Below are 23,104 nucleotides of genomic sequence, written 5' to 3' on the forward strand. Positions count from 1 at the left end.
TAAAAGTAAGCGAAATGAATTGCGAGGCAAGGGCTAGCCGGCATTTTCAGGCAAGGTTTCAAACGCAGCACCCAGGCTTCGCCGCCGGAAGGCGTTGGTTATTTCTTCAATAATCAACGGGTCATCGATGGTGGATGGGATGGCAAAGTCTTCGCCGTCGGCAAGCTGGCGCAGGGTTTTGCGCAGGATTTTACCGGAGCGGGTTTTGGGCAGGCGGGCTACCACCACCACCGTGCGGAAACAGGCCAGCGCCCCAATCTGTCCGCGCACATTGCTCACCAGCTCCTGCTCCACCTGCTTTTCGGCCAAGGGGTGCCCGTCTTTCAGCACCACGAGGCCTACCGGCACCTGGCCCCGCAGACTGTCGCTGATGCCCAGCACGGCGCACTCGGCAACGGCCGGGTGGCTGGCTAGAATTTCTTCCATCTCGCCGGTGCTCAGGCGGTGGCCAGCCACGTTGATGACGTCATCGACCCGGCCCATAATGTAGACGTAGCCTTCGCTGTCGCGGTAGCCTCCGTCGCCACTGAAGTAGTATCCCGGAAAGGTGCTGAGGTAGCTTTCCCGAAACCGGGCATCGTCGTTCCATAGTGTGGGGAAGCAGCCGGGGGGCAGCGGTAGCTTCACAGTGACCAGGCCGGTGGTGCCGGGGGGCACCGGGTGGCCGTCTTCGTCCAGAATTTGCACGTCGTAGCCTGGCACGGGGTGGCCGGCGCTGCCGGCGCGCGGGGCCGGCATGCCTTCCAGGCCCACCAGCGTGGCCAGCATGGGCCAGCCCGACTCGGTTTGCCACCAATGGTCGATGACTGGCACCCCCAGCAATTCCCGGGCCCAGGCGTAGGTGGCAGAGTCGCAGCGTTCGCCAGCCACAAACAATTGGCGCAGGGAGCTTAGGTCGTGTTGCTTGGCCAGTTTTCCTTCGGGGTCTTCCTTTTTAATGGCCCGAATGGCCGTGGGCGCGGTGAACATCACCTGCACCTTGTGCTGGGCCACGAGCCGCCAGAAGGTGCCGGCGTCGGGGGTTCGCACGGGCTTGCCTTCAAACAAAACCGATGAGCAGCCCTGTAGCAGCGGCGCGTATACGATGTAGGAGTGGCCCACTGCCCAGCCAATATCGGAGCCGGCAAAAATGGTTTCGCCGGGGGCCAGCCCGTACACGGCCTCCATGCTAAAGCGCAGGGCCACGGCATGGCCGCCGTGGTCGCGCAGCACGCCTTTGGGCCGGCCGGTGGTTCCGCTGGTGTACAGGATGTAAAGCGGGTGCGTGGCCGGTACGGACACAGCCGGCACGGCTTCGGCCTGCAGCAGCTCCTGGTAGTCTACATCGCGGCCCGCTTGCAGGGTGCCCTGCACAAACTCGCGCTGAAACACGACTACTTTGGCCGTTTTGTGGGCAGCTTTGGATATGGCGTCGTCTACCAAGGGCTTGTAGGGCACCACGCGGTCGAACTCCATGCCGCCAGAAGCACAGATAATCACGCGGGGCTGCGCATCGTCGATGCGCAGGGCCAGCTCGTGGGGTGCAAAACCACCAAACACCACCGAATGCACTGCTCCAATGCGAGCACAGGCCAACATCGCGACCACGGCTTCGGGCAGGTTGGGCATGTAGATAATGACCCGGTCGCTGAGGCCAACGCCCAACTGCCGCAAGCCGCCCGCAAAGCGGGCGGTCAAGTCCAGCAGTTCGGCATAGGTGTAGGTGCGCAGCGTGTTAGTTACGGGCGAATCATATATCAGCGCCGGCTGCTGGCCACGCCCCTGCTGCACGTGGTAATCCAGGCACAAGAAGGACGTGTTCAGTTTTCCGCCCTCAAACCACCGGTAGAAGCCATTGGCATCCTGCGAAAGCGCCTGCCGCGGGGGCGTGTCCCAGGGCAGCTGCTGGGCCTGGTGCAGCCAGAAGGCGGCGGGGTCGGCCAGGCTGGCGGCATGCGTGGCGGCATAAGAGCAGGCGTGTTTCATGGCAGGTGGGAATTGGATGAAAAGGAAGGATGACGAGTGGGCCGGCGTGGGCACAGGTCCTACCTGGTATACGCTGGCAAGGTGTTGGCGGTCCTATCGGCTCACGGGGTGAGCAAGGAGCTCGCGCACTTTTTCCACGAGCTGGCGGGTGCTGAATGGTTTGGAAATATAAAGGTCGGCCCCTACTTCATAGCCTTTTTGCACATCGGCCTCCCGGCTTTTGGCCGATAGGAAGATGACTCTGGTGTTCTCGTTTCCGGGCAGCTCCCGGAGTTCCCTGCACACCTGATAGCCGTCCACATCGGGCATCATTACATCAAGCAGCACCAGGTCGTAGCAGGTTTGCGCAATGGCGGCCAGGGCTTCGGTGCCGTTGCGGGCAATGCCTACCTGGTAGCCATTTTTGCGCATCAGAAATTCAAGGGACATGACGATGTTGGGCTCATCGTCAACAATCAGAATGTGGGGCACTTTCATAGCAGGTGGGTGAGAGGGCAGAGAAAAGGAGTAATAGTTAGCGGTTAGCGGTTAAGCCTGAATATTAATCTCACTAACCATTAATCGTTAATCGTTAATAAGTGGTGAGTTCGGATACGGGCTCCACGGGTAGCTCCACATAGAATCTGGCGCCGTGGTTGGGCTGGCTTTCCACCCACAGGCGCCCGTGGTGGAGCTCCACAATCTTTTTGGTAATGGCTAGGCCCAGGCCGGTGCCTTCGGGCTTACGGGTGGTTTGGTGGCGGGCCTGGAAGAACTTCTCAAAAATGTGCTCCTGCTCCACCGTGGGAATGCCTTTGCCGTTATCGGCCACCACGAGCGTCAGCACCAACGCCGCGCCCTCGGCCGGCACGCCGTAAACAGGGGCCGTGTAGCTCACCGCAAGGTTGATGCGGCCGGAGCCATCGGACCGACAGGCTTTGATGGCATTAGAAAGCAGGTTTACCAGCACCTGCATCAGCCGGTCGCGGTCGGCGGGCAGGTCGGGCAATGCGGCGGGCACGGCCAGGTCCAGGGCAATGTGCTTGTCGCGCAGGAGCTGCTCTACGGCCTCCACGGCTTCGTGAAGCAAGTCGGCCACCGCCACCGGAGCGCGCTCCAGAATTGCCTGTCCGGATTCGAATTTCTCCAAATCAAGCACCAGCGAGATGAGGCGCGTCAGGCGCTCGGCTTCGCGGGTGATGGTGAGCTGGAAGCGCTGCCGCTCGGCTTCCTCCAGGTCGGGGTTGTCGGCCAGGATTTCGGCCAGCGCCCGAATGCTGGTGAGCGGCGTGCGCAGCTCGTGCGTCACGGTGTACAGGAACTCGTCTTTGCGCTGGTCCAGGGCCTGCAGTTGGTCGTAGGCGGCCCGCAGTTCGTCGGTGAGGCGTTGCAGCTGGCGCGACTGCTTTTGGAGCTGCCGGTTGGCCTCCAGCAGCTGCTGGCTTTCCCTGAGAATGCCCACCACGTTGTCGTAGCTTATTTGCTCCACCCCCGCCACCGAGGCCAACAAGAGCCGGGCCGATGCCGGGCCCAGGCTGCCTGCCAGCAGCTTCTCGGCATAGGTCAGCAGGCGCGGGTCGGCGGAGGTAAGGTCAGGGCCGGGGGCTTGTTCCGTGGGCAGCAGCAGGGCATCGGGAAAGCGCGAGGCAAAAGTGCGCAGGGCCTGGTTGGTGCGCTTCTTCCCTAAAAATCCCAGCAGCAGTGCCCGCACATCCGGAAACGGGGTCTGCCCCTGCCAGCCGGCTACTTCCTCGGCCAGGCTGCGGCGTTGGAATACATCCACGAATACATCGGCCTGGCGTAGCTCCAGGGCCGTGGGTGGCACGGCAAGTGAGACACCCACATACAACCCAAAATTAAAAAACCAGCTCCAGAACAAGCCGTGCGACAGGTAATCGAGGCCATCGAGCCCAAAAAGTGCAAAAGGCCGCAGCCAAGACACCCCTGCCACGCCCTCGGTAAGAATGGACCCCGGCAGTTTGCCCGGCCCCACCATGGTGGGCAGCACCAGCGTGAAAAACCACACGCCAAACCCCACCAACAGGCCCACCGTGGCCCCGCGCCGGGTGCCACCTTTCCAGTACAGCCCCCCCAGCACGGCGGGCACAAACTGCGCCACGGCCGCAAAGGACACCAGGCCCGTGTTGACCAGCGGCAGCTCTTTGCCCACGCCCACGTAGTAGGCGTAGGCCAGCAGCAGCACCGCTACCACGGCCAGGCGCCGGCTTTGCAGCGCCACCCGGCCCAGGTAAGCAAACCAGCGGGTTTGGAGCGCGGGCCGGGCCGCGGGCACCCGCACCAGCACCGGCATGAGCAGGTGGTTGCTCATCATCACGCTCAAGGCGATGGTTTCGACGATAATCATGCTGCTGGCCGCCGATATGCCACCCAGGTAGGTGAACAGTGCCAGCCCCGACTGCCCCACCGCCAGCGGCAGGGCCAGCACGAAGGTGTCGGCGTCGATGCCGCTGGCGCCCAGCTTCAGCATGCCCCCAAAAGCCACGGGCAGCACAAACAGATTAATGATAATCAGATACAGTGGAAAAAGCCACATGGCCTTGCGCAGGTGGTTTTCGTCCACGTTTTCCACCACCGCTACCTGAAACTGCCGGGGCAGCAGTAGCACCGCCGACATGCTGAGCATCAGCAGCGTGAACCATTCGGCGCTGCTCGTGCCCGACCCCTGCAGGGTAAACAGCCGCCGCAGCGCCGGCACCGCTGCCGCCTGGTCAAAAACGTCAGTAAATCCGTTAAATAGCCCGAATGTGACAAAAATGCCCAAGGCCAGAAACGCCACCAGCTTGAGCAGGCTCTCCACGGCCACCGCCAGCACGATGCCCTCGTGGCGCTCGGTGGCTTCTACCGACCGCACCCCAAACAGAATGGTGAACACAGCCAGCGCGCCCGTGGTGTAGAGTGCCGTGCCTGCCGCCGGGCCATCGCCCCCGGCCGGGCTTCCAGTCATGGTCACAAAAGAGGCCGCAATGGCCTTGATTTGCAGCGCGATGTACGGCACAATGCCCAGCACGCACACCACTGTGACCAGGGCTCCGAGCGCGGCGCTTTTGCCGTAGCGGGCCGAGATAAAATCGGCGATGGAAGTGAGGCGCTGCTGCCGGCACACCCGGATTATTTTGCGGAGCACCAGCCACCAAAGCGGGGCCATGAGCGTGGGACCCAGATAGATACTCACGAATTCCAGACCGTAGCTGGCCGCCCGGCCCACGCTGCCATAGTACGTCCAGGCGGTGCAGTACACGGCCATGCTCAGGGCGTACACGTAGGGGTTGCTCACCAAGCTTTTGCGGGCGGCCGAGCGGCGCTCTGCCGCGTAAGCCACGCCGAACAGCAGGGCCAGGTAGCCGAACGAAAAAGCTATGACGAGCAGCTTGGACATGAGGGGAGGCAAAAGGCAGCGCTACTAGCTGGCCGAAACAAAACAGGCGCCGCAGCGAGGTCAGTCCCCGGACGATTTGCGAACCAGAAACCCGGTGATGGCCACCAGCAGCACCCAGGTGAGCAGGATGTAGAGGTACAAGCTGGGCACGCCGCCCACCCGGGTCTCGTGGTCGAACACCCCAAGCACCGGGAAGCTGAGCAGCACCCCAAACAGAACCGATAAAAACAGCAGGCGCTGCCCCAGGCGGGGCTCGGTGCGAATGGCGCGCCGGCGGGTAGGCATGGGATTATCGGGCTTGAAGTCGGGCATGAAGCGGGCGCGCTGCCAGGGAGTGGCAGCCCTTCAATTTAACGCAAAAGCCGCTGGCCCAAGGGACCAGCGGCTTTTTACCAGACTCAAAGTAGGCTGGAGAATTGGCTAGGCCCCCGCCGATGGGTGTTCGTCCATCAGCTTCACGTTGCGGATATCCTTCATGTTGATTGAGCCATAAAGGAAGCAAATGGCGGCAATGACCACCGGGTACACCAGGCCAAAGTAGATGCTGTGCTCCTGGAGAAACCCGCTGGGCTGGGAAGCCGCGTACGCTACCATGGCCGTTGAAATAAGCGGCACCAGGCCCCCAAAAATGCCGTTGCCAATGTGGTACGGTACCGAAAGCGAGGTGTAACGCACTTTGGTGGGGAACAGCTCGACGAGGTAGGCCGCAATGGGGCCGTACACCATGGTCACGAACAACACCAGGCAAAAAACCAGCGCTATCATGGGCAGCATCTGGTAATCGTTGGCCACCATCACGGCGGGTACGGCGGCCACGGCCACTCCGGCCGCATCCACGGTGGCGGGAATGGCGGCGGTTTTTTCCACGGCCTGGCCCGCAAACTGCGTCAGCCCGTAAAAAATGGGGAACGTGAACAGTACCCCGCACAGCATGCCGGTCATGATGATGCGCTTACGGCCGATGCGGTCCGACAGGCTGCCGAAGTAGATGAAGAACGGAGTGGCGGCCAGCAGGGCCACGCACAAGATAATACTGGCCGGAATCTGCTCCAGTTTGAGCACCGTCTGCATGAAGAAGTAGGCGTAAAACTGCCCGGTGTACCAAATCACACCCTGGCCCATGGTGGCACCAAACAGGGCCAACAGTACGAGGCGGCGATTCACAGGCTCCACGAAAGAGTCGCGCAGGGGCGACGTGCTCACGGTGCCTTCCTTCTTGGCCTTCTCGAACAAGGGCGACTCGTTCAGGCGCCGGCGGATAACGTAGGAAGCGACCAACAGCACCGAAGAAAGCAGGAACGGAATGCGCCAGCCCCACTCCTTAAACTCGGCATCGCCCACTGTGAGGCGAGTGCCCACGATAACGGCAATGCTGATGAAGAGGCCCACCGTTGCCGTGGTTTGAATGAAGCTCGTGTAGTAGCCGCGGCGGCTGTCGGGGGCGTGCTCTGCCACGTAGGTGGTGGCGCCGCCGTACTCACCGCCCAGTGCCAAGCCCTGCACCACGCGCAATAAAAAGATGAGAATGGGCGCAGCTACGCCAATGGTGGCATAGTTTGGAACCAGGCCAATGGCGAACGTGGAGCCGCCCATCAGAATCAGCGTGAGCAGAAAGGTATACTTCCGCCCCACCATGTCGCCGATGCGACCAAACACCACCGCACCAAAGGGCCGCACCACAAAGCCCACTGCGAATGCCGCCAGCGTGCTCAGCAAGGCCGCAAGTGGGTTGGTTTTGGGGAAAAACTGGGTGGCGATGATGGTTGCCAACGAGCCGAAAATGTAAAAATCGTACCACTCAATGACCGTACCTACCGAAGAGGCCGTTATCACCTGCCATATTTTGTTGGTTGGCGTCTTGTTGTTGTCGTGGACATCCGCGGTATTATCCGCAGGGTGCCCAAACGTGGAGGAAGTAGTTTTTTCCATTTTTCAAGCGGGATTTAAGGGTGCGGTGGATGGTTCAGCTATGGTCAGGCCCTACAAGAATACCTGCGTCTGCATGGTGATTTCGGGGCGGTACTTCACGCTGTTCACGTTGGTGAAGTCGGGCCGGGCGCGGTAGTTGATGGTGAACTTGGCGTTGTGGCTGTCGATGTAAAAGTTGGCGCCTCCGTCAAAAATGTTCACGTTCTTCTGGTCGCCGGAAGTGGTCTTCAGGCCCTCGTAGCCCGCCAGCTGGTAGGCCGCGTAGGGCTGCACCCGCAGCTTGGGGCCCAGCAGGTTTTTGGGCATCAGGAAGCCCGCCTGGGCGTAGCCCACCTGGCCGGTGCCCGATTGGGGAACGGCGTTGCCGCGGCGCGATGCATCACCCGATACAACGCCGTAGCCGGGGTTGGCCAGGCCGATGAAGCGCACGTGGTTTGGGCCCATGTCGAAGTTGTAGTACACCCCATAGAAGGTAAAAGCCGTGCCCGTTTCCTTGTTCACGGGCGTGTCGTAGAAGGCATCCAGCGACCACAGGCCGATGTCGTGCTTCTGCACGCCGTTGGCCGAGTTGTTGAATGCGGTAATGCCCGTGCCAGCGGCCGAAATACCGGCTGCGTCGAGCACGCTGTTGGTTGGCCGCGACACCATGCCGTCCTGGTTGTAGAAGAAGCCACCACCGAAGTTTAACACGCGCTTGGTGCCCAGGTAAGTGCCCACGTTGAAGGGCAGCAGGTTGGACTCCTGGTCAAACAGCTCATAGCTGAAGTAACCCTGGTAAATATGATTGGTACCCTGTGGGTTATACTGTGCCCTATTGGTGCCCTGGTTGGTGGCCGTACTTCCCGTGCCGGTGGTAGTTCCCAGGCCCAGGGGCGTGCTAAAGGCCCCCGTCTGATTGGTTAGCATGGACTCGTTCACGCTCAGCGCATAGTCGAGCTTGCCCACCCGGCCCTTGGCGTAGGCGCCAATGCCCCGGGCAAACTGGTCGATGGCCTCGATGGTAGGCCAGTTCGTGACCGGCGCGTCCATGGCCAGGTAGTTGAGGGTGCTCGACCGCGTCATGCGCGAAAGGCCGTTCTGGTAGTGCATGCCAGTGCCCAGGCTCAGGTATTTATTTACCTTAAATTCCACTACCGCTTCGTGCACAAACAATTGTGGCTTTTTGCCATCGGTAGCCAAAACGCCCCCGTTAACGGCCGTTTGGTTGTTGATGCCAAAGTGGGTGTACACCAGAAAACGCGGGTTGAGCTGGGCCAGAATGATGGCGCGCGAGCGACGCAGCGCGAAGTCGAACTGGCTGTCCTGTGGCTTGCCGGCCGCCCGTGTGGTACCGGTGTTGTTTTCCGTAAAGCGAGCGTACACCTGGTGCCAGGTGATAAAGCGGAGGTACTTGGAGCCGTCGGACGAGATGTTCACCTTCATGCCCGGCCCGTAGGGCACCGATTCGGTGGCAACAACCGGCGCTGGTGGTGCGACCGGTGCAGCAGGTGGCGGTACGGGCTGGCTGCTAGAAGGTGGCGGCTGCACTTGCGCCGTAGCGGCGGTGGCGGCCAGCAACAGGCCGCTCAGAGACAATGCGTAGCGAGAATTTCGCATAAGCGGAAAGAGGTTAATTAGGGTGGGAACTGACCAAATCTGGATGGCGCACGCGCCATCACCGAATTAGCAAGGCCTAAATAGCACCCGCCTCATCCCGTAATCTACCCGCAGTGGTCGTTTTGCTAAACGCCTATAGCTTGCTACCGCCTACCTGGCCCGGAACCGCTCCCAACGAATCACCATAAACTTATCCCCCAGCTCCGTCACCACCATACCAGCGCCTTTCAGGTTGCTGGGCACCTGAAAAAATGCGCCCAGTTCGGCCTGGCTCATGATTTTGTAAGTGGGGTGATAATCGGTTTGGCGCGGCGCGCGCACCCCGTACTTCTTCACCCAGTTCATCACGCTCACGTGGCTCACGCCCAGCAGCCGTTCAATTTCCCGGTAGCTCACCCCTTCAATGTACAGCTGCAACGCCTTAATCACGTAGTAGGTATCTACTTCCCGGCCAATTTTGGCCACCGTGTAGTGGTAGCCACACGCCCGGCACTTAAACCGCTGCCGGTTGTTCACCACCCCGCTTTTGGTGGCTTCCGATGATTCGCATTTGGGGCAGGCCGGAGCAGTCATTAGGCGGTTATTTGCACAGGAGAAGGGTAAAGCTACAGCAATTAAGCAAACATATACCTATTTAGCAAATAACCGGTATTCGATAAGATTGAGATATCTCCGCTTTGATAGCCAAACCAGTCACAGCAATTTGCCGAAATTAGTCCTTCGCCTTCATAAATGCGGCACAACTCGTGTGTGATAGTTGACAGAGGGGGATGAACCAGCGTCGGCAAAAATAGCATTCCCTGTTAACCTATTGTTTGACAAAGGGTTTCAGACCCTGAAATAATACACTGGTGCCGGCCAATGCTGCCTCGCATTCCCTTTGCTATCTGCATTCCCTACGCTTAAGCGGCCAGTGCCCTCTAGCTTTACCCAGTCAAGCCCTTACCACTTCCCTAGCCCATTATGCCAACTTCTGAGCACACGTTCCACTCCATTACCCCCGCCGACCTGAAGCCCAGCGAGTGGCACCCCTTTATGGTGGGCGCGGTGGCCCCGCGGCCGGTAGCTTTTGCGAGCACCGTTGATGCCGAAGGACGTGTGAACCTCAGCCCGTATAGCTTCTTCAACGCTTTCAGCTCCAACCCGCCTATTCTGGTGTTTTCGCCGGCCAACCGTGTGCGCGACAACACCCAGAAGCACACCCTGCAAAACGTGCGCGATGTGGCCGAAGTAGTCATCAACATCTGCGATTTTGCCATGGTGGAGCAGATGTCGCTGGCCAGCACCGAGTACGAAAAGGGCGTCAACGAATTCACCAAAGCGGGCCTCACCGAGCTGACCTCGGAGCTGGTGCGGCCGCCGCGCGTGGCCGAGGCCCCGGCCTCATTCGAGTGCATAGTGGAGCAGGTGATTGAGCTGGGCCAGAACAACGGCGCCGGCAACCTCATCGTTTGCCGGGTGGTGCGGGCCCATTTCCGGCACGACATTTTGCTGCCCGACGCCACCGGCATCGACCCGTTCCGGCTCGACGCCGTGGCCCGCCTCGGCGGCGACTGGTACTGCCGGGCCAGCGGCGCCAGCCTCTTCGAAGTGCCCAAGCCCAACCGCCACATCGGCATTGGCATCGACCAGCTGCCCGAGCACCTGCGCAACAGCGACGTGCTCACCGGCAACGAGCTGGGCCGCTTAGCCAACATTGAGCGCGGCGCCCTGCCCACCCTCACGCAAGTGCAGGAATTCAATACCGAGCCGATGGTGGGCTACCTGCTAAACAAGTACCGCGATGATGCCCCGGAGCTGAAGAAGCAGCTGCTGCAGCTGGGCCGCCAGTTTCTGGCCGAAGGACGCCTGGTGGACGCCTGGAAAGTGCTGCTTAACAATGGAGAACAGCGGTGATACCGAGAGGCTGTCTGGGTTGACCGGGTTTAAGCTGGAAGGGTTTTACTAAGCGCAGGCGAAACGCCTTTACCACGTCAAGTACTCGTGCGGAAGTAGGCGCACGGAATTTAGAACGTCCTGCTCATCCGGCATCCGCTTGTTGAAGCCTCTCTACCGCGTAAATAATCAGATTTACTGCTCCGATGGTGTGGCTTCGGCAAGCGGATGCCGGATGAGCAGGACGTTCTGAAACAATTCAAACAGCTTCCAAGGAAGGTAAAACAGCCACACTTGGGAAAAATCAAGGCTTCGGATAATTTGTGTCATGCCATTGGGGGCGACGCCTGACGAACCTTGGGCTGAGCCGGAGTCCGGCTGGCTACAGCGAAGGGCGCCGGCTATCCCGGGCCACTTTGCCTGGATGAAATTCTTCACGCTGCCATTTTGCACCCTGGCCGCGCTGGCCCCGGAGCTAGCCACCGTGTTTGGGACATTGGTGATGCTGGGGCTGGCCGTGCCGTATTTGCGCACGCCCGGCGCTCCCCGGCCGGACCTGCGGCCGTGGCTGCCCTCGCGGTGCTGGCCCTGCTGCTGCTGCTGCCCAAGCTGCTGCCGCCCCTGCGCAGCTGGCCGGGCTGGGAGCTGGCGTTTGCCGATATGTTTGGGTTGGGCATTGGGGGAAGCATCCGGCCTTGACAAATGTCATCTGATGCCGCAATTCTTGTCATAGAGATGGCCGCCATCCTGGCTGAATTTTACACCAACAGGAGCCACAGCAATGCACGTTGGCGAAGGGTCGGCAGTGTATCAGCGGCCACTTCGTATTCATAATTCAACACGGCAATATTCGTGAGCATCAACATTATGCCTTTGTAGCCGGAGCCATACCCCCCCCCTTCACTCAACTCTTGCCACACGGCCCGCCGGTCATTCCATTCGTCCACCTTTTTTCCTTACTCCCATGGCCTCCCCCCTTGTGGTACTCACCGATTTCTATGCTGTCACCAACCGGGCGCTTTCCTATGCTGCCGGGCTGGCCATTCCCCTGAAAGCGGAACTGGTGCTGCTGCACGCCCGCCACGACGTATTGCTGGCCCCGATGGACAACAGCCCTTACTCCCCCATCAGCGACCACACCACCGACCAGGCCCTGCAAACGCTGGCCGACGAGCAGCCCGTGCCCACCCAGGTCAACGTGTCGGAACGGGAGCTGCCGGAGGCCGTGCGCGACGCCGTGCGCCATCATAGGCCCCTTATGCTGGTGCTGGGCCGGCCCGGTGGCACTGATACGCCCTTGGCAATAATGACCGGCACGGCCATGGACCTGCTCATTGGCGTGCCCCATCCGCTGCTGGTGGTGCCGCCCCCCGGCGCGGAGGCTTTTCCGCCCCGCCGCCTGCTGCTGGCAGTAGACGGCGAGCCGTTTGTGCTGCGGCAGCACCAGGACGTGGTCCGGCAACTGTTGCATGTGGCAGCGGGCACGCTGGCAATGGTGCGAGTGGCCGACGACAGCCACGCCCGCCTGGGGGCTGAAACCATTCTCCAAACCGTGGCTGCCAACGACCTGACCGAGAAGCTGCACCCCAGCCAGCTCTACGAAGTGTACAACCGGTCGATAGTGGATGGCGTACTGGCTGAAGCCCAACGGCAGGAGACCGACCTGCTGGTGGTGGTGGCCCGGCACCACAGCCTTATGGGCAGCCTGTTTCATCGCAGCGTCACGGCCCAACTCATCGAGCGCAGTTCCATTCCGGTGCTGATATTGCCCGCCGAAGATTAGCCCACCCCTTGCCTACCCGGAACTTTCCCGTTGCCTAACTCCCTGCCATGAGCCCATCTTTCATTGTTTTAACCGATTTTTTTACCGTCTATCCACAGGCGCTGGCTTACACCACCGGGCTGGCAGCTGCCCAGCAGGCCCGCGTGGTGCTGCTGCACGTATGCCAGGATGGCCTGCACGGCCCTGGGGAAAGGGGCACCCCGCGCACCGAGTGGAACAAGCGGCAAAAGCAGCGGGAATTTATGCAGTTGACCACTGGCCAGCCGTCACCCACCGAACTGGTGGTATCGGAAGAGTTTTTTCCGGATGCCGTGCAGCAGACCGTGCTGGCGCACCAGGGCCAGCTGCTGGTGCTGGGCCAGCCCGGCGCCGCCGAACAACCCGTGGAAATAGCAGCCGGCACGGCCCAGCAGCTGCTGGCAATGGCACTGTGCCCGGTACTGGTGGTGCCCAACGCGGCCGAAGGAAACGCTCCGGTGGCGGCCGTACCACGCCGCTTGCTTCTGGCCGTAGACGGCGCGCCGTTTGACCTGCACCCCCTCCCGGACCACGTGCGCCAGCTGCTGGCCAGCCCACAGGCCACGCTGGACGCTGTTTTTATACCAGACGGCAAACCTGCCCGTCCCGACGCTATTACCGTGCTCAGCACCATTCGCCTCGACGACGCGGTGCCGGCCATGCCGCTCAGCCGGCTGCACGTGCACCACGCGCCCGATGTAGCGGCAGGCATTCTGGCCGAAGCCAAGCGCCTGCGGGCCGATATGCTGGTGGTGGTGGCCCGGCAGCACAGTTTGGTGGGCAGCTTGTTCCACAGCAGCATCACGGCCCGGCTCCTTGAGCAAAGCCCTATTCCCGTGCTGGCGCTGCCTGCGCGCGACTAGCCGCAGGGCCTTTTCCCAACAGCTTGCTCAACCTTCTACTGCCATGAATCCTTCTTTCGTTGTGCTGGTGAACCTCTCCGCCGCGGCCGAGCAAGCGGCCCAGTGCGCTGCCGCGCTGGGGGCGCCGCTGCGCGTGCACCTGGCGCTGGTCAATGTTTACCAGCCGCCTTTGCCAATTAGTGATGTGGCGATTGTCGCCACACCTCACTTCCCTCAGCAGGAGGCTGAGACAAAAGCCGCGCTGCAGGCCATAGCCCAGCGCCTGCCCGTGCCGGCCGAGGTAACAGTGCTCATGGCCCCCATGCCCGATGCCGTGCAGGAAGTGATTACGCGCTTCCACCCGCTGCTGCTGGCCATGGGCCTGAGCGCCGAGAAAGACCTGCTTGACTACATGCTGCGCAACCATGCACTGCCTGTGCTGCGCGCCACCCACCGGCCGCTGCTGCTGGTACCCGAAGCCAGCCCGCCCCCCGCCCGGCCGCGCCACGTGCTGGTGGCTGTCGACAACGATTTTTTCGCCCTCAGCGCCAGCTCCCTTGCTTTGGCACCACTGCTGGCGAGCTGGCAGGCTACTTTTTCGGTGATGCACGTGCGCAAGGTCGTGACCGGGATTGAGCAGCCCGGCCGCTATGGGCAGCTCAGCGGGCCGCTGCGCGAGCTGCTGCCCCAGGATGCGCCAGGTGCCCTTTACGACGATGACGACCACGACCCGGCCGCCGTGGTGCTGCGCGCCGTGGCCGAGGAGCAGCCTGATTTGCTGATTCTCATTGCCCGGCCCCGCAGCTTTTTGGGCCGGCTGTTTCATCGCAGCGTTACGGCCCAGGTGCTGCACGGCTGCCCCGTACCGGTGCTGCTGCTGCCCGCCAACGCCCCGGACCAGCCCGACTATATGCCGTCGATGAGTTAACCGACCGGGCCGGGGTGATGGCCAGGCAGCGCAGGTAGCTCAGGGTAGCATTACAGCGTAGCGTAGCGGCCCAGCGGCTGTAATACTGCCCTGTGCCGGTGCTGGTGGTGTCCACGGTGCCGGCTGTTACCTTTACCGAAACGCTTGGCTTCGGTAACGCCGCCAGCTATGCCATCACCGTACTCACCGCCCTCAGGCCGGCACTCTGACGCATGACGCCCCAAAAACCTCTGACATTTGTTGCTTTTGCCGAGGATACGGCAGCACCGAACCACTGCCTGTGCTATGCCAGCACGCTGGCCCAAAGCGTGAACGGCCAGGTACTACAGCTGCGCGTGAGCGGACAATCGATGACAACGCCCGGCACGCTTACGGCCTCTCTCTTCGAGCCCGATGGGCAGCAGTGCCAGAGCACGGCCACCGACCAAGCCAGCGAGGCTTATAAGCTCCACGAACATCCTGCGGCCCAGCTCCCACCCGACCTGCCGCCGGCCCTGGTACAGGACTTGGCCAAGCACCACCACCCACTTATGTTCGTAATAAGTCAGGGACCTCCTGATGATGAGGACGAGGAAGTAGTCGACGCCTGTGCCGACCTACTCCAAACCAATTACCCCGTGCTGGTGCTGCCCCTGGCAACCCCAACGGACCACATGCCGCGCCGCATCCTGATTGCCGCCGACCGCGAGCCGTTCCGACTGGCAGACAACAGCCTGCCTTTGCGGGAGCTATTGGCCCTGCCCCGTACCAAATACCATGTTGTGCACGTGGCGGGTGCGCTCGAAGACGGCCTAGGCTATGGCCTGGCGGAGAAAGCCGTGCTGGGCAGCCGCCTCTTTGAGGGCCTGCCCGCCCCGGAACTGCTTAGCTACGAATACGGCAACTACGCCCGGGGCCTGCTAGCCGCCGTGCAAGACACCCGCGCCGACCTGATAGTGGTGCTGGCCCGGCAGCGCAGCTATTTTAGCGAATTGTTCCACCGCAGCGTCACGGCGCGGCTCCTGCAAACCTGCCCGGTGCCGGTACTGGTGCTGCCTACGGACCATGCGCATTTGTATAATTCATTTTAAATCAATTCATTAATATCCCAGCAGCGTTTCGAGCCGGGGGAGCAGGTAGGGTTTCTATTTACCGCAGGGTGGCGCAGGCCACCTGCTCTTCGGCGTTGCGGCTGCGGAAGGCCCGCTCCACCGAGTGGCGGATCGGGCCGAGGTCGGCCCCGCCGAAGGCGTTGCGCAGCGACACGTCTGGCCCCGCTTTGAGCAGCACGCCTTCATTCACGACCAGGTAATGCACCTGGCCATCGGCGGTTTGGTATGTGAAAACACCGGGTACCAGGGCCGCCACGCAATCCAGCCGCCGGGGCAGCAGGCCATACGCGCCGGCACTGGTTTCCAGCACGATGCGGCTTACCTGGCCGATGTTGAGGAACACGCGGAACGGCAGCAGCACCTTCAGGTTTAGGGTCGACACATGGGCAATGGCCTAAATAGAGGGGAATAAAAACCAGCCCGCCAGGCAGAGCGAGCCGACGTAGCCCATAGCCGGGGTCGTGCGGCCCGGCCGCCCCTACCCTTTGGTCTTTTCAATCATGTGATTGATTACCAGTGTATGCTCGTGCTGGGGACTGAACAGAATCATCTCTGCATCTGCATATACTTTTACGTTATGCCCCGGAGGCCAGTAAAAAAGGTCATTCGCATTTACAGTCTCTTCGGTGCCACTAGCGTCCGTTGCGGTCACCTGACCGCTCAGCAGGTAGCCCCAGTGCGGGCACTGGCACAAATTTCCTTGAAGCCCCACAAACAGCGGGGTTGTGTCAACGCCTTCGGCAAGGCTGAAATACTCGGCGCTAATCATACCCAATCCGGCAGCACTACCGAATTCAGTTTTTTGGCGAAGAACAGCTCCAGGAATATCCATTTTGACTTCGATGTCATCTTTTGAGATTTTCATGATTTCGGAAATTTAAGTTCATGATATTGAGTGTATTTCAATATTCGCCACACAGTTATGCTGGGATTGTCTGAGCATGACTATCCGGCGCTGCCCCGGCCACTGGCCTGCACTCACTCCGGCGCGGGGTGGCGGGCCGCAGGCTTGATGTTCTGGTTTACCCGAAACAGGTTGTTGGGGTCGAACTTGGCTTTGATTTTAGAGAGCCGCTCGTAGTGCGGCCCGTAGGTGGCCCGCACGCGCTCCTCGCCTTCCTCCATCATGAAGTTGACGTAGGCCCCACCCGCCGAGTACGGGTGCAGCGCCTCCCAATACGCTTTGGCCCAGCTCGTAATGGCCTCATCGTTGGCCGCGTCGGGGTCCACGCCCACAATCACCATCGACCAGGTAGCGTCGCGGAAATTCCAGGCCGTGGCCGACTGCTCCACCCGGCCCGCGGCCCCGTCGATGGGGTACAGGTGCATGGTGGAGTGCATGGTGGGCAGCTGGCGGGCAAACCGCACGTGCTGCTCAATCGCCTCATCGGGCAATTCCTTCACGAAATCAGCCTTCCAGTACCAGTGCAGCCCGGGCGGGTACAAGCCGTCGAACATGCTCTGCACCGCCGGCATGGGCTTGGGGCCCACCAAATCAAGGGCCGGCTTTTTGAAGTCACGCACTGGTTGAAACGCAGCCTCAGCCCCGGCCTCGGCCCCGGTGTAGCACCACACGATGCCGCACATCTTGTGCCCGTGCAAGTGTTCGGGGAAGTGGTCGATGACGGGCGGTACGGTGAGGAAGGCGAAGAAGCCGTACATGTCGTCCTTGGCCTGGGGCATGTAGTCGCGGTACCAGCGCATCATCTCCGCCGCATCGTCCAGCTCCCAGAACATGGGGCCGGCCTGCACAATATCCACCGGGTGCAGCCGAAACAGGAAGGACGTGACCACGCCGAAGTTGCCGCCGCCCCCGCGCAGGGCCCAGAACAGGTCGGGGTTGTGCTCGGCACTGGCTTTTACCAGGCGGCCCTCCGCCAGCACCACATCGGCCTCCAGGAGGCTGTCGATAGTGAGCCCGAAACGGCGCGACAGGTAGCCCATGCCCCCGCCCAGCGCGATGCCCCCAATGCCGGTAGTGGAAATGATGCCGCTGGGCAGCGCCAGCCCAAAGGGGTGGGTGGCGTGGTCGATGTCGCCCAGCGTGCAGCCCCCCTCCACCAGCACGGTGCGCGCCTCGGGGTCTACATGGATGCCGCGCATCAGGCTCAGGTCGATGACCATGCCATCGTCGCACATGCCCATGCCGGCCCCGCTGTGGCCCCCTCCGCACACGGCCAGCAGCAGGTGCTCCTGGCGCGCATAGTCTACGGCAGCCATCACGTCGGCCACGTCGGCGCAACGGGCAATCAAGGCCGGGTGCTTGTCAATCATCCCGTTATACACCCTCCGGGCCTCGTCGTAGCCCGCATCCTGGGGCTGCAACAGCGCTCCTCTCGCACTCATGGAAGGAAGCGTGCTATTCTCTTTCATTACCATAACTTTCAATATTTGAAGAGTTTACTATTTTGTTTTTGCTATGTTTCTAACCGTAATTTGCACAAGATTATCTCTCGCTGTATTCTGTGGTTTTTTTAGCCTAAGCAACTGGAAAAACTGATTTTTCCAGCTGCACTTTTTTCACTTTGCGAGCCTTTTGCCGGGCCTCCTCAGTTGTCTTAATCCTACAAAAGACACCGCCCGCCAATGCCAAAAAAACGGGCTGGCCCCGCTCATTTGGCCTGCCATGTTGTGAATTTACGCCGTGTGCAGCACCGTTTTGCCCACCCCTGCGCCGCCGAACGGCCCGCGGTGCGGGCGGCTGCGGGTGGCGAAGCAGGATGGGTAGCCCCTTCGGCTTCCGGCATGTGCGTTTGATGGTTCATCGACATTCAGGATTGGGTTGCGACACAGCTACTTGCTAAGGATATAGCCCATCACAAGATTACGACCACGCCAGCCGTGCGCCCTTGACGAAAGTCATGGCCGGAGCCTGACATTGGGCATTCCCGTTGCCGGGGGCGCATCGGTCCTTTGCCATATGCCAACAGTCAGGCCGCCTACCTCACCCTTTTTCAGCAACTCACTATGATACAAGCACCTTTCATGTTTTTTTTCCGGTAACTAACCTACGGCAAAGTGGCCCAGTTGGGCGGCAAAAATGCTTTCTGAAGTGATATATTAAACAAGCTGAGCAGGGCATCAGGGTGCCCGACGGCTTTGCCACCAGGGCCGACGCCTGTTGGCTGCTGCTGGACGAAAACGGACTGCCGGATACCCTTAACACTCAGCAGGACAACACCCTGCCTGAGGTGGGGTCCCGGGCCCGCTCGCTGGTGCACGGGGCTGTTGTACCCGGGGCAGTGGCTGCTGCCATCGAACTACTGTCACTTGGCAACTGCTTATCAGCTTCTCCTTGAGCCGAATACGTACCGATACCCAAACAACTTTTTGCAACCACTGCCCCGTGTTCAACAGCCCTTTCCTTGCCGAAACCGGCGCCATTGCGCAGTTTACCGGGCGGTTTTTCCGCGAGGGGTTTCGGCCGCGCTATGAGGTGCGGGAGTTTTTGTATCAGTGCTTCGTGGTGGGCTACCAGTCGCTGCCGATGGTAGGCATTACGGGCTTCATCATGGGCCTTGTGCTCACGCTGCAAAGCCGGCCCACCATGGCCCAGTTCGGGGCCGAATCCTGGATTCCGACCATGGTCGGGTTGACCATCATCCGCGAGATGGGGCCGATTATCACGGCGCTGATTTTCGCGGGTAAAATCGGCTCCAGCATCGGGGCCGAGCTGGGCTCGATGCGCGTGACGGAGCAGATTGACGCCATGGAGGTTTCGGGCACCAACCCCTTTAAGTATCTGGTAGTGACGCGGGTGCTGGCCACCACGCTCATGCTGCCGCTGCTCACGGTGCTGGCCGATGCCATTGGCCTTTACGCCTCTTACGTGGGCATCAACTTCAAAGGAGTTACGTCGCTTGCCCTGTTTACAAACAACGTTCTCAGCGGATTGACTTTCGCGGACGTGCTGCCGGCCTTCTTCAAAACATTCTTCTTCGGATTTGCGGTGGGCATCATCGGTTGCTACAAGGGCTACTACGCCGACAAAGGCACGGCCGGCGTGGGAGCAGCGGCCAACTCGGCCGTGGTAGTATCGTCGCTGCTCATATTTATTCTCGACCTGCTGGCCGTGCAGGTTACCAGTCTAATGGGCTTCAACTAAAGAACGTCATGCTGAGCGAAGGCGGAGCCGTAGTCGAAGCATCTCTACCGCTTCGTTTGATTACTACCGCAACGAAGCGGTAGAGATGCTTCGGCAAGCTCAGCATGACGTTCTTATTTTATTTGGCCAACAACTACCCTACCCCATGAAAACCCTCACCGAACCGGCACCGCCCCCTGCTCCCACTGGCTCGGCCGAGGTGGTGCTTACGCTGGAGCACATCGCCAAATCGTTTGGCGACAACCATGTGCTGCAGGACTTTTCCCTGAACCTGCACCGGGGCGAAAACGTGGTGGTGCTGGGCAAGTCGGGTTCGGGAAAGTCGGTGCTGGTGAAGTGCATTATTGGCCTGCTAAAGGCCGATTCCGGGCGTATTACGGTGCTGGGGCAGGACGTTGGCACCCTGGGCCACGAGGCCATGGACCAGCTGCGGGCCAAGCTGGGCTTCCTGTTCCAAAGCAATGCCCTGTACGACTCGATGACGGTGCGCGAGAACCTGCTGTTTCCGCTGCGCCGGCAGTGGCTGGCCGACCGCCGGGGCCAGGAGAAAGAGATGGTGCAGCAGGCGCTGGAGGACGTAGGCTTGGGCGATACCGCCGAAAAAATGCCGGCCGAGCTCTCCGGCGGGCAACGCAAGCGCATCGCCCTGGCCCGCACGCTCATTTTACGGCCCGAAATCATTCTTTACGATGAGCCGACCACCGGCCTCGACCCCATCACGGCACGCGAAATCAGCGGCCTCATCCGGGAGGTGCAGCAGAAGTACCAGACGGCGGCCTTCGTCATCTCCCACGACATGGACAGCGTGCGCCTAGTAGCCGACCGGGTGGCTCTGCTCGCCGACGGCCGCTGCTACGCCCAGGGCACCTACGCGGAGCTGGCCAAACATGAAGACCCGCGCGTGCACGCCTTTTTCATTTGATACCGAGCTGATTGGGCGGGCGCCCATTTATCCAAACATCCACTTTAAACCCACACACCATGCCTGACTCATCCAGCAGCAAGCAAGTGCGCCTCGGCCTGTTCGTTTTGGTGGGGGTGGGCTGCCTGCTCGTTATTCTGTTTCTGCTGGGGCGCCAGCAAAACCTGTTTCAAAGCAGCCTGCCGGTGCAGGCCGACTTCCGCAACGTGGCGGGCCTGCTCAAGGGCAACAACGTGCGCCTGGGGGGCATCACGGTGGGCACCGTGAAAGACATCAACATTCTGAATGACACCACGGTACGCGTGACAATGAGTTTAAACCAAGACGTGCAGCCCATCCTACGCCGCAATGCGGTGGCCAGCATCGGCACCGACGGGCTGGTGGGCAACACCATCATCAACCTCACGGCCGGCCGCGGCCCGGCCCCAACCGTGCAGGCCGGCGACCAGCTGCCCACTCACGAAAAAAACAGCATCGACGCGATGCTGGCCACGCTCGACGTGTCCAATAAAAACCTCGTTGGCATCACCGCCGGCCTGCGCCAGGTCACGGACAAGCTCAACAACAGCAAGGCGCTGTGGGTGCTGCTGGGCAACGAGCAGTTGCCGGCCGACGTGAGCCGGAGCGTGCGCAACGCCGCCGCCGCTTCGACCCAGCTCAACGCCGCCGCCGTGGATGTGCACCAGCTTACCAGCGGCGTGCGCAATGGCCGGGGGCCGCTGGGCTACCTGCTTACCGACAAGGCGTTTGCCAACCAGATTGGGCACGCCGCCCGGCAGCTGGCCGGTACCTCCGATACCCTGGCCGCCACCCTCAACGGCCTGCAACGCCAGGTGCAAAGCGGCGGCGGCCCGGTGCAGACGCTGCTCACCGACACCACCGCTGCCCGCCAGCTGCGCCAGACCATGGGCAGCGTGGCGCAAAGCACCGCCAAGCTCAACCAAAGCATGACGGCCCTGCAGCACAACTTCCTGCTGCGCGGCTACTTCCGCCGCCAGGCCAAGCAGGAGGCCCGCAAAGCCGCCTGCGAAAAAGCCCGCCTGGCCCGCGACAGCGCCCGCCTCGCACAGTAATGTGCCTGCCGACATTCCCTCTGCTGCTACTTACTTGAATGGAGTTGGCAGCCAGTTCAGTGGTCCGATACTTTAGGGTAGTGAGCTGAGCTTGTCCCCGGTTAAATGCCTTCAAACAGCACATGCCGTTCTAGGTAGTCGGGCACTATCACGTTGGGCCAGTTGTGGACTTCGCGCAGGGCTTTTGCCAGGGCTTCGGCAGGCTCGGGCTCGCCGTGCACGATAAACGCGCGCTTGGGAGGGGCCTCGAACTGGCCCAGCCAGCGCAGCAGCTCCGAGCGGTCGGCGTGGGCCGAGAAGCCCTGCAACTGCTTTACCTGGCAGCGTACGGGCACCATTTCGCCGAACATTTTGATTTCGGTTTCGCCGTTTTGCAGGCGGCGGCCCCGGGTGCCCTCGGCCTGGTAGCCCACAAGGAGTAGCGTGTCCTGGGGCCGGGAGAGGCGGTTGAACAGGTGGTGAATGATTCGCCCACCGGTGAGCATGCCGCTGGAGGAGACGATGATGGCCGGCCCGGATTTCGAGTTCAGCCCCTTCGACTCGCGGGCTTCGGTGACGAAGCGCACGCCCGGAAAGTCGAACACGTTGCCGTGCCCGAGGCGGTGGGCGGCTGGGTGGCGCGGGTACAGGTCCGACACGCGAATGCCCATCGGGCTGTCTACGTACACCGGCACCTGGGGCAGGCGGCCATCGGCAATGAGCTTTTTGAGGTAGTAGAGCAGGGTTTGGGTGCGGCCCACGGCAAAGGCGGCAATAAGCAGCACGCCGCCCCGGGCCATGGCCTCGGTTACCACCTGCACCATCTCGGCTTCGGGGTCTTCGATGCGGGCGTCGCGGTCGCCGTAGGTGGATTCCACCAGCAGCACATCGGCCGTGGTAATGGGCGTGGGGTCGAACAGCACCGGGTTGTCGTAGCGGCCCAGGTCGCCGGAAAACACCAGCTTCTTGTGCTGCTGCGCGCCCTGCACCTCCAGCTCCACAATGGCCGAGCCGATGATGTGGCCGGCATCGCGAAAGGTGAGGGTGAGCAGGCCATCGAGCAGGTCAACGGGGGCATCGTAGGCTACGCTTTCCACCAGCGGCAGCATATGTTCCACGTCGGCCTGGGTGTAGAGCGGCTCGGCGGGGTGGTGCTTGGAGTAGCCTTTTTTGTTGGCGAAAGCGGCTTCTTCTTCCTGGAGCTTGGCCGAATCGAGGAGCATGATGCTGAGCAGGTCGGCCGTGGCTTCGGTGCACAGGATGCGGCCCCGGAAACCGTCGCGCACGAGCTTTGGCAGGTAGCCGCTGTGGTCGATGTGAGCGTGGGTGAGGATGACCAGCTCCACGTCGGCTGCCGGCAGCGGCAGCGGCTCGCGGTTGCGCATCCGCAGCTCTTTCAGCCCCTGAAACAGCCCGCAATCCACCATTACCTGGTGGCGCTGGGTGGCGTTGTGGTCGAGCGTGAGCAGGTATTTGGAGCCGGTAACGCAGTGTGCGGCCCCCAGAAATTGCAGGGATATGTCCATAGAGTGAGCAGAATTGCTGGCCTGGGTTAGGCCCACCACAAGAGTACGCCCCCCCCAACCCCGCTGCGTTGACGAAAATCATCCCCTTGGCTTGAC

Annotated in this window: 21 protein-coding genes; 9 read left to right on the plus strand and 12 right to left on the minus strand. The window is 61.4% G+C overall.

Features of this window, described 5'->3' with window-relative positions:
• Positions 1–33: 33 nt before the first annotated feature.
• The 7 genes from BEN48_RS00160 to BEN48_RS00190 form a co-directional block, all read right to left on the minus strand.
• Entirely contained in the window at positions 34–1,965 is a 1,932-nt protein-coding gene (locus tag BEN48_RS00160; protein WP_070731753.1) for a propionyl-CoA synthetase, read from the minus strand.
• Positions 1,966–2,058: 93 nt separating this feature from the next.
• Complete coding sequence (locus BEN48_RS00165) at positions 2,059–2,442, minus strand: response regulator transcription factor (RefSeq protein ID WP_070731755.1); 384 nt, start codon at positions 2,440–2,442, stop codon at positions 2,059–2,061.
• 94 nt (positions 2,443–2,536) lie between these two features.
• Complete coding sequence (locus BEN48_RS00170) at positions 2,537–5,341, minus strand: sensor histidine kinase (RefSeq protein ID WP_070731758.1); 2,805 nt, start codon at positions 5,339–5,341, stop codon at positions 2,537–2,539.
• Between the two features lie 60 nt (positions 5,342–5,401).
• Positions 5,402–5,653, minus strand: coding sequence for a hypothetical protein (locus BEN48_RS00175; protein ID WP_241502117.1), 252 nt, complete (start codon positions 5,651–5,653; stop codon positions 5,402–5,404).
• A 108-nt stretch (positions 5,654–5,761) separates the two neighbouring features.
• Entirely contained in the window at positions 5,762–7,270 is a 1,509-nt protein-coding gene (locus tag BEN48_RS00180; RefSeq protein WP_083320606.1) for an MFS transporter, read from the minus strand.
• 51 nt (positions 7,271–7,321) lie between these two features.
• The gene (locus tag BEN48_RS00185; RefSeq protein ID WP_241502118.1) at positions 7,322–8,866 is read right to left on the minus strand and encodes a hypothetical protein; all 1,545 of its coding nucleotides are present in this window, start codon (positions 8,864–8,866) and stop codon (positions 7,322–7,324) included.
• A 150-nt stretch (positions 8,867–9,016) separates the two neighbouring features.
• Positions 9,017–9,439, minus strand: coding sequence for an IS1/IS1595 family N-terminal zinc-binding domain-containing protein (locus BEN48_RS00190; RefSeq protein WP_070731761.1), 423 nt, complete (start codon positions 9,437–9,439; stop codon positions 9,017–9,019).
• 390 nt (positions 9,440–9,829) lie between these two features.
• Between BEN48_RS00190 and BEN48_RS00195 the strand changes: the two genes are divergently transcribed.
• Positions 9,830–10,762, plus strand: a complete 933-nt coding sequence (locus BEN48_RS00195) for a flavin reductase family protein (RefSeq protein WP_070731763.1) — start codon at positions 9,830–9,832, stop codon at positions 10,760–10,762.
• 174 nt (positions 10,763–10,936) lie between these two features.
• On the opposite strand, the gene BEN48_RS18485 is transcribed toward BEN48_RS00195, so the two are convergent.
• Entirely contained in the window at positions 10,937–11,179 is a 243-nt protein-coding gene (locus BEN48_RS18485; protein WP_125932400.1) for a hypothetical protein, read from the minus strand.
• Positions 11,180–11,188: 9 nt separating this feature from the next.
• On the opposite strand from BEN48_RS18485, the gene BEN48_RS19325 reads away from it, so the two are divergent.
• The 5 genes from BEN48_RS19325 (at position 11,189) to BEN48_RS00220 (ending at position 15,382) form a co-directional block, all read left to right on the plus strand.
• Positions 11,189–11,440 carry a hypothetical protein gene (locus BEN48_RS19325; RefSeq protein WP_070731764.1) on the plus strand — a complete coding sequence of 84 codons (252 nt, stop codon included), beginning with the start codon at positions 11,189–11,191 and terminating at the stop codon, positions 11,438–11,440.
• A gap of 265 nt (positions 11,441–11,705) precedes the next feature.
• On the plus strand, positions 11,706–12,524 hold the full coding sequence (locus BEN48_RS00205) for a universal stress protein (RefSeq protein WP_070731766.1): 819 nt from the start codon (positions 11,706–11,708) through the stop codon (positions 12,522–12,524).
• Between the two features lie 47 nt (positions 12,525–12,571).
• On the plus strand, positions 12,572–13,405 hold the full coding sequence (locus BEN48_RS00210) for a universal stress protein (RefSeq protein WP_070731768.1): 834 nt from the start codon (positions 12,572–12,574) through the stop codon (positions 13,403–13,405).
• Between the two features lie 43 nt (positions 13,406–13,448).
• Complete coding sequence (locus BEN48_RS00215) at positions 13,449–14,312, plus strand: universal stress protein (protein ID WP_083320607.1); 864 nt, start codon at positions 13,449–13,451, stop codon at positions 14,310–14,312.
• Positions 14,313–14,524: 212 nt separating this feature from the next.
• Positions 14,525–15,382, plus strand: a complete 858-nt coding sequence (locus tag BEN48_RS00220; protein WP_070731771.1) for a universal stress protein — start codon at positions 14,525–14,527, stop codon at positions 15,380–15,382.
• 58 nt (positions 15,383–15,440) lie between these two features.
• Here the strand turns inward: BEN48_RS00220 and BEN48_RS00225 are convergent, their stop codons facing one another.
• The 3 genes from BEN48_RS00225 to BEN48_RS00235 all read right to left on the minus strand — a co-directional run bounded on the left by BEN48_RS00225 (position 15,441) and on the right by BEN48_RS00235 (position 17,749).
• Positions 15,441–15,785, minus strand: coding sequence for a F0F1 ATP synthase subunit epsilon (locus BEN48_RS00225; RefSeq protein ID WP_070731773.1), 345 nt, complete (start codon positions 15,783–15,785; stop codon positions 15,441–15,443).
• A gap of 96 nt (positions 15,786–15,881) precedes the next feature.
• On the minus strand, positions 15,882–16,268 hold the full coding sequence (locus BEN48_RS00230; protein ID WP_070731775.1) for a cupin domain-containing protein: 387 nt from the start codon (positions 16,266–16,268) through the stop codon (positions 15,882–15,884).
• 113 nt (positions 16,269–16,381) lie between these two features.
• Complete coding sequence (locus tag BEN48_RS00235) at positions 16,382–17,749, minus strand: FAD-binding oxidoreductase (RefSeq protein ID WP_241502119.1); 1,368 nt, start codon at positions 17,747–17,749, stop codon at positions 16,382–16,384.
• A gap of 958 nt (positions 17,750–18,707) precedes the next feature.
• On the opposite strand from BEN48_RS00235, the gene BEN48_RS00240 reads away from it, so the two are divergent.
• The 3 genes from BEN48_RS00240 to BEN48_RS00250 all read left to right on the plus strand — a co-directional run bounded on the left by BEN48_RS00240 (position 18,708) and on the right by BEN48_RS00250 (position 21,503).
• On the plus strand, positions 18,708–19,508 hold the full coding sequence (locus BEN48_RS00240; protein WP_394330917.1) for an MlaE family ABC transporter permease: 801 nt from the start codon (positions 18,708–18,710) through the stop codon (positions 19,506–19,508).
• 145 nt (positions 19,509–19,653) lie between these two features.
• Positions 19,654–20,430 carry an ABC transporter ATP-binding protein gene (locus tag BEN48_RS00245; protein ID WP_070731780.1) on the plus strand — a complete coding sequence of 259 codons (777 nt, stop codon included), beginning with the start codon at positions 19,654–19,656 and terminating at the stop codon, positions 20,428–20,430.
• Positions 20,431–20,489: 59 nt separating this feature from the next.
• Complete coding sequence (locus BEN48_RS00250; RefSeq protein WP_070731782.1) at positions 20,490–21,503, plus strand: MlaD family protein; 1,014 nt, start codon at positions 20,490–20,492, stop codon at positions 21,501–21,503.
• A gap of 101 nt (positions 21,504–21,604) precedes the next feature.
• On the opposite strand, the gene BEN48_RS00255 is transcribed toward BEN48_RS00250, so the two are convergent.
• Positions 21,605–23,008, minus strand: a complete 1,404-nt coding sequence (locus tag BEN48_RS00255) for an MBL fold metallo-hydrolase RNA specificity domain-containing protein (protein ID WP_070731784.1) — start codon at positions 23,006–23,008, stop codon at positions 21,605–21,607.
• Positions 23,009–23,104: the final 96 nt, after the last annotated feature.

Origin of the sequence: Hymenobacter glacialis (genome assembly GCF_001816165.1) — a bacterium.
Classification (GTDB): Bacteria; Bacteroidota; Bacteroidia; order Cytophagales; family Hymenobacteraceae; genus Hymenobacter; species Hymenobacter glacialis.